The sequence below is a fragment of the Metapseudomonas otitidis genome, from assembly GCF_011397855.1.
GTDB lineage: Bacteria > Pseudomonadota > Gammaproteobacteria > Pseudomonadales > Pseudomonadaceae > Metapseudomonas > Metapseudomonas otitidis.
Genome location: NZ_AP022642.1, coordinates 2,626,505 through 2,637,680, shown reverse-complemented (window position 1 = coordinate 2,637,680; position 11,176 = coordinate 2,626,505). Strand labels below are relative to the sequence as shown.

The following is an 11,176-nucleotide window of genomic DNA, read 5'->3' as shown; positions in this document are numbered from 1 at the left end:
AGAGCCTTGCTGAATCGTTTCACTAAGCGTGGGCGGCACGGTAACCGATATCCTTCGCCGCTTGAAGTGCCCGGCGGACGAAATGTGCATCCGCCCGCCGCGCCCCAGTGAGGACCCCGAACGTGAAACTCAGCGACATCGCCCGCCTGGCCGGCGTCTCCCTCACCACTGCCAGCTACGTGGTCAACGGCAAGGCCGAGCAGAAGCGCATCTCCCCCGCCACGGTGGCGCGGGTGCAGGCGGTGGTGGAGGCCCACGGCTTCCGCCCCGACCCCCAGGCCGCCGGCTTGCGCCGGGGGCAGACGCGCACCCTGGGGTTCATCCTCCCGGACCTGGAAAACCCCAGCTATGCGCGCCTGGCCAAGCTGCTGGAGCAGCGGGCGCGAGCCCAGGGCTACCAGGTGCTGATCGCCAGCTCGGACGACGACCCGGCCAGCGAGCGCCAGTTGCTGGAGCTGTTCGCCGCCCGCCGCTGCGACGCGCTGGTGGTCGCCAGTTGCCTGCCACCCGAGGACCCGACCCTGGCCGACCTGCTGGCCGAAGGGCTGCCGGTGATCGGTGTCGACCGGGTGCTGGACCCGGCGCGCTTCGGCTCGGTGGTCAGCGACGACCGCCCGGCCAGCCAGCAGCTCACCCACAGCCTGCTGGCGCCCGGCCTGCGCCAGGTGGCGCTGCTGGGCGCGCGTCCGGAGCTGAACATCAGCCGCGAACGGGAGGCGGGCTTCCGCCTGGCGCTGGAGGGGTTCGCGGGTGAGGTGCGGGTGATGCAGGGCGCGCAGTTCAGCCGCGAATGCGGGCGCCAGATGATGGAGTCCCTGCTGGACGAACAGGCCCACCTGCCAGACGCCCTGGTGACCACCGCCTATGTGCTGCTGGCCGGGGTGCTGGACGTGCTGCGCGAACGCGGCGCCTGGCCCCGGGCGTTGCGTGTCGGCACCTTCGGCGACACCCAGTTGCTGGACTTCCTGCCCCTGCCGGTGAATGCCATGCGCCAGCAGCACGAACTGATCGCCGATGCCGTCCTGGCCCAGGCCCTGCGAGCCATCGCCGGGGACTACCAGCCCGGCGTCACGGCCGTCCCACGGCAATTGCATGTGCGGCGTAACGGCTGACAGGTCGCCCGGACTTCAGTCCGGGGAATGCCCCAACCTCCACGCCCTGGGCTGAAGCCCAGGCTACGGGTGCTGGTAAACGACTGCGGGTTCGAGCACGGGGTAGCCCGGACTTCAGTCCGGGAACGCCCGACCTCCGCACCCTGGGCTGAAGCCAGGCTACGGACGGTCAGGGTTCTTCGAGGAAGAGGGTGACGCGGACGTGGAAGCGGTCGATGCGGGTCCAGTCCTTTTCCAGGGTTTCGCCGGAGCCCATGCCGATCTCGTAGCCGTAGGGCCGGCCGGCGGGATGGGGGGCGTAGACGGACGGGGCCTCCCAGCCGCAGCAGACGAAGCGCAGCGGCTGCATGCCGAAGCGCTGTTCCAGCCGGGCTTCGAGCGCTCGGGCGTCGCGTCCGGGGATGCTGTACTCGGCCACCCGCTGGCGCAGCTGGCCGCCCTCCTCCAGGCGGCAGCCGTCGAACTGCAACCCGGGCGCGCTGACGCCGAGAGCCGCCAGGTAGTCGCCGCACCCCGGCTCCTCGCCCCACGCCAGCAGCGGCAGCAGCGCCACCGCCAGCAACACGCCGCGACGCATCAGAAGATGTAGTCCGTGCTGATGAAGCTGGATTCGCGGTTGCCGAGGATGCGGCTGACCAGCGCCTTGTTGTCCGCGTTGAAGCGGGTCGCCACCAGGGTGCGGATGGAGAAGGTGCGCAGGGCGTCATGCACCGACAGGGTGCCTTCGGCGGAGTTCTTGCGGCCGTTGAAGGGGAAGCTGTCCGGGCCGCGCTGGCACTGGGCGTTGATGTTGATGCGCCCCACCTGGTTGGCGAAGGTGTCCACCAGCCGCCCCACTTCGGCGGGGTCGTTGCCGAAGATCGACAGTTGCTGGCCGTAGTCGGAATCCAGCACGTAGTCGATCACCGTCTGCAGGTCGCGGTAGGGCACCACCGGCACCAGCGGGCCGAACTGCTCCTCGTGGTAGACCCGCATGGCCGGGGTCACCGGGCACAGCAGCGCGGGGTAGAAGAAGCTCTGGTGACGCCGGCCGCCGCCTTCGTTGACCACCTGTGCGCCCTGCTCCAGGGCATCGCGCAGCAGGCCGTCGAGGTAGTCCACCTTGCCCGGTTCCGGCAGCGGGGTCAGGGCCACGCCGTCGTCCCAGGGCATGCCGGGGCGCAGGCGTGCCAGGCGCGCGCTGAACCGGGTCAGGAAGGGTTCCAGCACGTCCTCGTGGACGAAGAGGATCTTCAGTGCGGTGCAGCGCTGGCCATTGAACGACAGCGCGCCGGTGACGGCCTCTTCCACGGCGTTGTCCAGGTCCACCTGGGGCAGCACGATGCCGGGGTTCTTCGCGTCCAGCCCGAGGGCGGCGCGCAGGCGGTGCGGGCGCGGGTGCAGCTTCTTCAGGTCGGCGGCGCCGGAGTGGGTGCCGATGAAGGCGAACACGTCCACCTTGCCGCTGGCCATGATGGCGCTGACGGTCTCGCGGCCCTTGCCGTAGATGATGTTGATGACGCCAGGCGGGAAGCTGTCGCGGAACGCCTCCAGCAGCGGGCGCATCAGCAGCACGCCGAACTTGGCCGGCTTGAAGACCACGGTGTTGCCCATGATCAGCGCCGGGATCAGCGTGGTGAAGGTTTCGTTCAGCGGGTAGTTGTACGGCCCCATGCACAGTGCCACGCCGAGGGGGACGCGGCGGATCTGCCCGAGGGTGCCCTGCACCAGCTCGAAGCGGCTGGAGCGGCGGTCCAGCTCCTTGAGCGCCTCGATGGTGTCGACGATGTAGTCGCAGGTGCGGTCGAACTCCTTCTCGGAGTCCTTGAGGTTCTTGCCGATCTCCCACATCAGCAGCTTCACCACCGCCTGGCGCTGCTCGCGCATGCGCGCCAGGAAGCGTTCCACGTGGGCGATGCGCTCGGCCACCCGCAGGGTCGGCCAGGCGCCCTGCCCCTTGTCGTAGGCACGCACGGCGGCGTCCAGCGCCTGCAGGGCGGCCTCGGCATCCAGCAGCGGGGTGCTGCCGAGCACCACCTGCTCCTCGCCCTGCGGGCCCTTGAGGTAGACCGGGCTGCGCACCGGGGCCAGGGGGCCGGCCCAATGGCGCAGTTCGCCATCCACCAGGTAGTCGCGTTGCTCGACGGGCTCGCCCAGGCGCCAGGCCTCGGGAATCTGGTCGGCGTGGGGGAACAGGGTCTCGGCGGTGAACAGGGACATGGCGCGCTCCGGGTAGGGGTTCAGGCCAGCAGGGCCAGGGCTTCGGCGGTGGTGCGGGTGATGCGGTCCCAGTCGCCGGCACGCTGCCAGGCGCTGTCCAGCATCCAGCTGCCGCCCACGCACATGACGTTGGGTTGGGCCATGTACTGGACCAGGTTGTCCGGCCGCACGCCGCCGGTGGGGCAGAAACGCACCGCCGGGAACGGGCCGCCGAAGGCCTTGAGCGCGGCGACGCCGCCACAGATCTCCGCCGGGAACAGCTTGAAGCGCCGGTAGCCACGGGCGTGACCGAGCATGATCTCGGAGGCGCTGCCCACGCCCGGCAACAGCGGCAGCGGGCTGTGCAACGCGGCATCGAGCAATTCGGCGGTGCAGCCGGGGCTGACGAGGAATTGGGCACCGGCGGCCTCGGCCTCGGCCAGCATCGCTTCGTCCAGCACGGTGCCGGCGCCCACCAGCAGGTCCGGGCGTTGCGCCCGCAGCAGGCGGATGGCGCCCAGGCCATGGGCCGAGCGCAGGGTCACTTCCAGCACCTTGAGGCCACCGGCGGCCAGGGCGTCGGCCAGCGGCAGGACGTGGGCTTCGTCTTCGATGGTGATGACCGGCAGGATGCGCGCCTCGGCGCAGAGGCGGTCGATCATCTCCACCTTCTCGGCCATGCTCGGCACGCGGCGAACGGCGGTTCGCGGCTTGTGGATGGTGGTCATGGCATTACTCCCGTTGCGTGAGCCCTTGAGACGGATGGAGCCTCAGGGGCACCAGTAGATCGACAGCGGCCGGCGCAGGAAGGCGCGGATCGGCATGGCCGCCACGTCCTCGCCCTGCAGCGCGGCGGCCAGGGTGTCCAGCTTGCCGCGCCCTTGCAGGGCCAGCAGGGTCAGGCGGCTGCCTTGCAGCAGGGCCAGGGGCAGCGTCAGGCGCTGGTGGGGCACGCTGGGTGCGCGGGTCGCCAGGCACCGGGCGCGGCAGGCCGGGTCCAGGGCCTCGGCCAGGTTCGGGCTGCCGGGGAACAGCGAGGCGGTGTGGCCGTCTTCGCCCATGCCCAGCACCAGCACGTCGATGGGCTGCGGCAGCGCTTCCAGGGCCTGGTCGGCCAGGCGCGCGGCCTCCTCCTGGGTGGCGGCGGCCTGGTAGAGGCCGACGAAGCGGGCCTTGGCGGCTTCGCCCTGGAGCAGGTGGCGCTGCACCAGCCCTTCGTTGCTGTCCGGGTGGCTCACCGGCACCCAGCGCTCGTCGGCCAGGCCGACGGTCACGGCGGACCAGTCCAGCCGCGCTTGCGCCAGGCGCTCGAAGAAGGCCACCGGGCTGCGCCCGCCGGACACCACCAGGGTGGCGCTGCCGCGTGCGGCCAGGGCCTCGCGCAGGCCCTCGGCCACGCGCTGGGCCAGGTGCCCGGCCAGTTCGGCGGCATCCACCAGGGCTATCGGCTCCACGGCCGGGGGGAATCGGAGGTCAGAGATCGCCATACCAGCTCCTTCCGTCTCGAGTGATCAGTGCGATGGAAGCCACCGGGCCCCAGGTGCCGGCGGCATAGGGTTTGGGGGCATCGCCCAGCTGCTTCCAGCCTTCGATGAGCTGGTCGCACCACTGCCAGGCGTATTCGATTTCGTCCTTGCGCACGAAGAGGTTCTGGTTGCCCTGCATCACCTCCAGCAACAGGCGCTCGTAGGCATCGGGGATGCGCGCGCTGCGGTAGGTGTCGGAGAAATTCAGTTGCAGCGGGCCGCTGCGCAGCTGCATGCCCTTGTCCAGGCCCTGCTCCTTGGTCATCACCTGCAGGGAGATGCCTTCGTCCGGTTGCAGGCGGATGATCAGCCGGTTGCTGATCAGCGGCCGCTGCTCGGGGGCGAAGATGTAGTGCGGTGGTTCCTTGAAGTGGATGACGATCTGCGACAGCTTCTGCGGCATGCGCTTGCCGGTGCGCAGGTAGAAGGGCACGCCGCTCCAGCGCCAGTTGCGGATGTCGGCCCGCAGGGCGACGAAGGTCTCGGTGTCGCTGTGGGTGTTGGCGTTCTCTTCCTCCAGATAGCCCGGCACCGCGCGGCCCTGGCTGCTGCCGGCGATGTACTGGCCGCGCACCACCTGCTGCGCCACCTGGGCGGCGGTGATGGGCGCCAGGGCCTTGAGCACCTTGACCTTCTCGTCGCGGATGCTGTCGGCGGAGAGGTTGCTGGGCGGGTCCATGGCGATCAGGCAGAGCAGCTGCAGCAGGTGGTTCTGCACCATGTCACGCAGCTGGCCGGCCTCGTCGAAATAGCCCCAGCGCCCTTCGATGCCCACCTGCTCGGCCACGGTGATCTCCACGTGGGAGATGTGGTGCTGGTTCCACTGGGTCTCGAACAGGCTGTTGGCGAAGCGCAGGGCGATCAGGTTCTGCACCGTCTCCTTGCCCAGGTAGTGGTCGATCCGGTAGATGCGGCTCTCCGGGAAGTGCACCGCCACGGCGTCGTTGATCCGCCGGGAGGACTCCAGGTCATGGCCGATGGGTTTCTCCAGCACCACCCGAGTGTTCTGCACCAGGCCCACCTGGGCCAGGCCTTCGCAGATGGCGCCGTACACCGAGGCCGGGGTGGCGAAGTAGGCGATCAGCGGCTCGTCCACCCCCACCCGCTCGGCCAGCTCGCGGTAGCCCTCGGCGTGGAGGAAGAAGTCCATCGACAGGTATTCCAGCCGCGCCATGAAGCGCGCCACCTGGTCGGGGTCGATCTCGCGCTCGGGCACGTGGCGTTCCAGGTGCTCGGCGATGGCGGCCTGGCGGGCGCCGTTCTCGTCGCTTTCACGGGCCAGGGCGAGGATGCGGGTGCGCGGGTGCAGCAGCCCCGCGCGGTCCAGCTGGTAGAGCGCCGGGAACAGCTTGCGCAGGGCCAGGTCGCCAAGGGCGCCGAACAGGGCAAAGGTGCAGGGTTCTACAGTGATGGCAGCCATGATGTTTTGTTCTTCTACAAGGTTGAGAGAGATTTACACCGCCAGAATTCGCAACACAAGAAAAAATGTAGTAATAAACACAACATTTAGTCACGCCCCTGTTACCTCTGGCTGGCGACTGTGGCCCTCAGTACGATAGGCCACCGTTTCCGCAGGCCCTGCTAAGGAACCCCATGGACCGCATGCGCAATCTCCTGGAGCAGATCCAGGGCCGTCTCGACGAACTCAACAAGGCCGAACGCAAGGTCGCCGAGGTGATCCTGCAGGACCCGCAGCAGGCCACCCGCTTCAGCATCGCCGCCCTCGCCCAGGCCGCCCAGGTCAGCGAGCCCACGGTGAACCGCTTCTGCCGCTCCTTCGGCGTCAACGGCTACCCGGAGCTGAAGATGCAGCTGGCCCAGAGCCTGGCCAGCGGTGCGGCCTACGTCAGCCAGTCGGTTTCGGCCGACGACGGCCCCGAGGCCTACACGCGGAAGATCTTCGGCAGCGCCATCGCCTCCCTGGACAGCGCCTGCCAGAGCCTCGACCCGCAGCTGATCAGCCGCGCGGTGGACCTGATGATCCAGGCCCGGCAGATCCATTTCTTCGGCCTCGGCGCCTCGGCCTCGGTGGCGCTGGATGCCCAGCACAAGTTCTTCCGCTTCAACCTGGCCGTCTCGGCCCACTCCGACGTGCTGATGCAGCGCATGCTCGCCTCGGTGGCCCACACCGGGGACCTGTTCGTGATCATTTCCTACACCGGGCGCACCCGCGAGCTGGTGGAGGTGGCGCGCCTGGCCCGGCAGAACGGCGCCTCGGTGCTCGGCCTCACCGCCGCCGGCTCGCCGCTGGCCAAGGCCAGCACCATCAGCCTCAACATCCCGTTGCCGGAGGACACCGACATCTACATGCCGATGACCTCGCGGATCATCCAGCTCACCGTGCTCGACGTGCTCGCCACCGGCGTGACCCTGCGCCGGGGCATCGACTTCCAGCCGCACCTGCGCAAGATCAAGGAAAGCCTCAACGCCAGCCGCTACCCGGCGGACGAAGAGCCGGCCTGAGCCCCGCCCCATAGGGCACGACGGACATTCCGCACCTCGTCCCGGGCTGAAGCCCGGGCTACATCGTGTGCCACGCTCTTGATGGGCAGACCCGCCTGAGCGGGATTGATTCGGGTCCGATGGTCGGGCGGTAGCACCACGGGCGTGACACGGTGGCATGGGCTACACCCGTGCCTCGGCAGGTTCAGGAACGTAGCCCGGACTTCAGTCCGGGAAATCCGCGCCAACCGTTCCCGGGCTGAAGCCCGGGCTACCCCGTGTACCGCCCTCGTAGGATGGGCTGAGCTACGCGAAGCCCATCACGGGCGTGGCACGGTGGCCTGGGCTGTAACCCCGTGCCTCGGGATGCTGATGGGGTTCGCACCGCTCACCCGCATCCTACGGCGTGCCTTCCATTACCTCGGGCGATGCCCGGGCTACCCCGCGATCCAGGCCTTCAGCGCCAACCTGGCCTCGTCCCCCGGTGCCAGGCCCCGCCCCGGTTCACCGCAGGCGGCGGCCTGCACCGACAGGAACCCCAGGCTCTCCGACCAGCTCACCTCGGGCAGCGGCCGGCTGCCGGGGTGCCAGACCACGGTGTGGGGGTTGTCGCCACCGTCGATGCGCAGCCGCCGTTGCCAGCCCGGGTCCTGCAGGGTCAGCGTCCCGCCCCGCTGGAAGCGCCTGTGCACGCCCTCGGTGACCCGCAGTTCGCCGGCTTGCCGACAGGGCTCTCGGGCCAGCAGGTCGTGCCCGTCGGCGCCATCCAGGCCGAGCAGCGCCACCCGCGCCACATCTGACACCCGCCAATAGGCGTGCAGGGCCTGGCTGAGGACGCACGGCTCGCTGTCTTGGTGGGTCGTCACCAGTTCCAGGCTCAGGGCATCCCCCAGGCAGGCCCGCAACTCCACCTGCCAGTCGTGCAACTGCAGGCGCCAATCCAGGCGCACACCCTGGGCGTCGGCGTCCTTGCCGACCAGCCGCCAGTCGGAGAGCCGCGCCCAGCCGTGGTGGGGCCAGCCGCTTTCCACCGGATGGCGCCCGAACCAGGGCCAACACACCGGCACGCCACCGCGAATGGCGCCCACGCGCGGCCAGTGACGGGCGCACCAGAGCAGCGGACGCTCGCCACGCGGCTGGTAATGCAGCAACTGCCCACCCTGGCGGCTGAACACCGCCGAGCAGCGGGGATGCTCCACCAGCAGCAGCTCGCGCCCCTGGTGTTCGCACCAGCGGAACAGCTGCCCGCTGGCCGGCCGCAGCAGGGCGTCGAGGGGGTGCGCGCCGCCCTCCCCCGCCTGCCCTGCGCGGCGCACCCCGTCGCGCTCAGCAGCCGCCACGGGCCGCTCCCGTCACTTCCACCAGTACTCCACCTGCACGCCGAAGTTGGAGCCGTGCAGCGCATCGCCGAAGGCCCCGGTGTCGGACAGCGCCGAGCCGGCGGCCAGCTCGCTGGCAGCGCGCTGGGCGGCCTCGTTCCAACTGGCGTAGGTGTAGTAGAGGCGGAACTCCGGACGCTGGGAGAACCCAGGCCCGGACGGCGACCAGGTGGGGGCCACGGTGAACTTGGTGAGCTTGCGGGTGCCGCCGGGGGCCTCCACCTGGTCGCGGCCCAGCTCGGTCACCAGCTTGAACTGGTCGGTGAAGGCGTAGACCGGGCGCACGCCGATGGACAGCCAGTTCTGGTCGTCGCCATCCGGGCGGGTGTCCTTCTGGTAGACCACCTCGAACTGCCCGCCGAAATGCGGCGTCACCTGCCAGTCGAAGAACTCCACCAGGCGCCAGCTCTTGTTGGCGTTGTCCAGGGTCGGGTCGCCGGTGTAGCCCAGCGCCGTGCCGGGGCCGCGCCCGTATTGCAGGGCCACGGTGTTGACCCCGCCGAGGAAGGCCTGCTGCTTGTGCTGCGCCGAGACCGACCAACCGCTGTGGGCGCCGGTGCTGTCGGGCTTGTCGATATAGCTGACGCCCAGCTCCACCTCGCCGCCGGGGTTGGTCTGGAAGCCGCCGACGTTGAAGTCGTGGCGGTTGATGTAGGGCTTCTGCTCGTAGTTGTCCTTGCGCGAGAACACGTAGCTGTACTTCAGGTCGCCGATGGCCACTTCGTCGAAGCCGAAGCCGGTGGCGCTCTGGTTCCAGTAGTAGAAGTCGGAGATGTGGATGTCGTTGCGTTTGTAGAAACGGCGCCCCGCCCAGAACGAACCGCCGTTGAGCGCGGGCATGTTGCTCCACTCGGCGTACATCTGGTTCATCCGCGCGAACCCGTAGTCACCGGTGAACTTCGGCGTGTGCCCGTACTGGTTGTACAGCTGCGCCATGCCCTCGATGCTGACCACCGAGCCGTCGTCCAGCTTGAGCAGGTCCTGGCGCAGGTCCAGCTCCATGTACTGCTCGCACTCGTTGCCCAGGCGGTACTTCGACTGCGCCCCCGGCAACTGGAAGCAGGACTGCGTGCCCCCTTCGCTGGAACCGCCGGCGCCGCTGCGCACGTACCCGCTGAACTCGACCGCCTGGGCCAGCCCGGAGGCGGCGAACAGCGTGCAGGGCAGTACCCACAAACCTCGGATCTTCGTGTTCATGTCCACTCCATTCTTATTGTTGTGTAGCGATGGAACGTTCCCTTGGTGCCCTCGCGGGGTGGGCATCAGCCCACCACGGGGCGATCGGCAGGGCTGAGACGAGGCACCCTGCCTGCCATGGCCCGGCGTCGCCGGGCCATGGTTCAACGCCCCTTCAGCTGCGCCACGTTGGCGGGCAGCCCGGGGCTGCTGGGAGGGCCTGCCGGGCGCAGCCGCTCGCCGCTGTTGGCGTCGAACAGCAGCACCTTGCTCGGATCGATATGCAGCGTGAGGGTTTCACCTGGCCGAGGAACGGTATCCGGGCCGAGGCGGCAGCAGACCTTGGTGCGGTTGAGGCTGGTGAACACCAGGGTGTCCGGGCCGGTGGGCTCGACCACTTCAACCTCGACCCGCACGCCCGGGGTGCTGCGGATGTCCGGTGCGGCGCCGAGGATCTGTTCCGGGCGTATCCCGAGGATCACATCGCGCTCCTCAAACCCCGCCCCGCGCTCGCCCAGGGGCAGCTCGCAGCGGTCCTGGCCGCTGTCCAGCAGCGCCCACAGCTGGCCGTCGCGGCGCTGCAGGCGCAGGGGGATGAAGTTCATCGGCGGCGAGCCCATGAAGCCGGCGACGAAGAGGTTGGCCGGGTCGTTGTAGATCTGCTGCGGAGTGCCGAACTGCTGGATGACGCCGTCCTTCATCACCGCCACCTTGTCGCCCAGGGTCATGGCCTCGATCTGGTCGTGGGTGACGTAGACGGTGGTGGTCTTCAGCCGCTGGTGCATCAGCTTGATCTCGGTGCGCATCTCCACCCGCAGCTTGGCGTCGAGGTTGGAGAGCGGCTCGTCGAACAGGTAGATCTTCGGCCGCCGCGCCAGGGCCCGGCCCATGGCGACCCGCTGCTGCTGGCCGCCGGAGAGCTGGCCGGGCTTGCGCTCCAGCAGGTGCTCGATCTGCAGCAGCTTGGCCACGCGGCTCACCTCCGCCTCGATCTCGGCGGGCGGCAGCTTGCGGATCTTCAGGCCGAAGGCGATGTTCTCGCGCACGCTCATGGTCGGGTACAGGGCGTAGGACTGGAACACCATGGCGATGTCCCGGTCCTTGGGGCTCATGCCGCTGATGTCCTGGCCGTCCACGAGGATGGCGCCGCCGCTGATGGCTTCAAGCCCGGCGATGCAGTTCATCAGGGTGGATTTGCCGCAGCCCGAAGGGCCGACGAGGATCAGGAACTCCCCCGAGTCGATGGACAGTTCGATGTCCCGGAGGGTGTCCGCCAGGCCGCTGCCGTAGCGTTTGTTCACGTTGCGCAGTTCGAGGGTTGCCATGTCGATCTCCACTAATCAGAAGCGCCGCGAACGGGCGC

General features: G+C 69.1%; 10 protein-coding genes. 2 read left to right on the top strand and 8 right to left on the bottom strand.

Going from position 1 to position 11,176, the window contains the following annotated elements; genetic code table 11:
- Positions 1 to 122: 122 nt before the first annotated feature.
- Positions 123 to 1,112 (top strand): catabolite repressor/activator, encoded by a 990-nt coding sequence (cra, locus tag PotMrB4_RS12225; protein WP_172433416.1) that lies wholly within the window; start codon positions 123 to 125, stop codon positions 1,110 to 1,112.
- 169 nt (positions 1,113 to 1,281) lie between these two features.
- Here the strand turns inward: cra and PotMrB4_RS12220 are convergent, their stop codons facing one another.
- From PotMrB4_RS12220 to zwf, 5 genes are read right to left on the bottom strand one after another with little or no spacing between them, the layout of a single operon-like run.
- Complete coding sequence (locus PotMrB4_RS12220) at positions 1,282 to 1,689, bottom strand: DUF4952 domain-containing protein (RefSeq protein ID WP_074972688.1); 408 nt, start codon at positions 1,687 to 1,689, stop codon at positions 1,282 to 1,284.
- On the bottom strand, positions 1,689 to 3,311 hold the full coding sequence (locus tag PotMrB4_RS12215) for an NADP-dependent glyceraldehyde-3-phosphate dehydrogenase (protein WP_044406538.1): 1,623 nt from the start codon (positions 3,309 to 3,311) through the stop codon (positions 1,689 to 1,691). Before PotMrB4_RS12215 ends, PotMrB4_RS12220 begins: the two co-directional genes overlap by 1 nt.
- Positions 3,312 to 3,331: 20 nt before the next feature.
- On the bottom strand, positions 3,332 to 4,018 hold the full coding sequence (locus PotMrB4_RS12210) for a bifunctional 4-hydroxy-2-oxoglutarate aldolase/2-dehydro-3-deoxy-phosphogluconate aldolase (RefSeq protein ID WP_172433415.1): 687 nt from the start codon (positions 4,016 to 4,018) through the stop codon (positions 3,332 to 3,334).
- Positions 4,019 to 4,060: 42 nt separating this feature from the next.
- Positions 4,061 to 4,777 (bottom strand): 6-phosphogluconolactonase, encoded by a 717-nt coding sequence (gene pgl / locus PotMrB4_RS12205; RefSeq protein WP_172433414.1) that lies wholly within the window; start codon positions 4,775 to 4,777, stop codon positions 4,061 to 4,063.
- The gene (gene zwf, locus PotMrB4_RS12200) at positions 4,764 to 6,236 is read right to left on the bottom strand and encodes a glucose-6-phosphate dehydrogenase (protein ID WP_172433413.1); all 1,473 of its coding nucleotides are present in this window, start codon (positions 6,234 to 6,236) and stop codon (positions 4,764 to 4,766) included. Before zwf ends, pgl begins: the two co-directional genes overlap by 14 nt.
- A 173-nt stretch (positions 6,237 to 6,409) precedes the next feature.
- Here zwf and PotMrB4_RS12195 point away from each other — a divergent pair, with 173 nt between their 5' ends.
- Positions 6,410 to 7,279, top strand: a complete 870-nt coding sequence (locus PotMrB4_RS12195) for a MurR/RpiR family transcriptional regulator (protein ID WP_044406529.1) — start codon at positions 6,410 to 6,412, stop codon at positions 7,277 to 7,279.
- A 416-nt stretch (positions 7,280 to 7,695) separates the two neighbouring features.
- On the opposite strand, the gene PotMrB4_RS12190 is transcribed toward PotMrB4_RS12195, so the two are convergent.
- The 3 genes from PotMrB4_RS12190 to PotMrB4_RS12180 all read right to left on the bottom strand — a co-directional run bounded on the left by PotMrB4_RS12190 (position 7,696) and on the right by PotMrB4_RS12180 (position 11,138).
- Positions 7,696 to 8,598: a D-hexose-6-phosphate mutarotase gene (locus PotMrB4_RS12190; protein ID WP_172433412.1), complete on the bottom strand. Its 903-nt coding sequence runs from the start codon at positions 8,596 to 8,598 to the stop codon at positions 7,696 to 7,698.
- A 12-nt stretch (positions 8,599 to 8,610) separates the two neighbouring features.
- The gene (locus PotMrB4_RS12185) at positions 8,611 to 9,834 is read right to left on the bottom strand and encodes a maltoporin (RefSeq protein ID WP_044406526.1); all 1,224 of its coding nucleotides are present in this window, start codon (positions 9,832 to 9,834) and stop codon (positions 8,611 to 8,613) included.
- A gap of 143 nt (positions 9,835 to 9,977) precedes the next feature.
- Positions 9,978 to 11,138 (bottom strand): ABC transporter ATP-binding protein, encoded by a 1,161-nt coding sequence (locus tag PotMrB4_RS12180; RefSeq protein WP_172433411.1) that lies wholly within the window; start codon positions 11,136 to 11,138, stop codon positions 9,978 to 9,980.
- Between the last annotated feature and the right edge of the window lie 38 nt (positions 11,139 to 11,176).

Excerpts from the sequence above, each read along its gene's own strand:
- PotMrB4_RS12220 (WP_074972688.1), bottom strand. The coding sequence starts at position 1,689 with ATGCGTCGCGGCGTGTTGCTGGCGGTGGCGCTGCTGCCGCTGCTGGCG.
- PotMrB4_RS12215 (WP_044406538.1), bottom strand. The coding sequence starts at position 3,311 with ATGTCCCTGTTCACCGCCGAGACCCTGTTCCCCCACGCCGACCAGATT.
- PotMrB4_RS12210 (WP_172433415.1), bottom strand. The coding sequence starts at position 4,018 with ATGACCACCATCCACAAGCCGCGAACCGCCGTTCGCCGCGTGCCGAGC.
- pgl (WP_172433414.1), bottom strand. The coding sequence starts at position 4,777 with ATGGCGATCTCTGACCTCCGATTCCCCCCGGCCGTGGAGCCGATAGCC.
- zwf (WP_172433413.1), bottom strand. The coding sequence starts at position 6,236 with ATGGCTGCCATCACTGTAGAACCCTGCACCTTTGCCCTGTTCGGCGCC.
- PotMrB4_RS12195 (WP_044406529.1), top strand. The coding sequence starts at position 6,410 with ATGGACCGCATGCGCAATCTCCTGGAGCAGATCCAGGGCCGTCTCGAC.
- PotMrB4_RS12185 (WP_044406526.1), bottom strand. The coding sequence starts at position 9,834 with ATGAACACGAAGATCCGAGGTTTGTGGGTACTGCCCTGCACGCTGTTC.
- PotMrB4_RS12180 (WP_172433411.1), bottom strand. The coding sequence starts at position 11,138 with ATGGCAACCCTCGAACTGCGCAACGTGAACAAACGCTACGGCAGCGGC.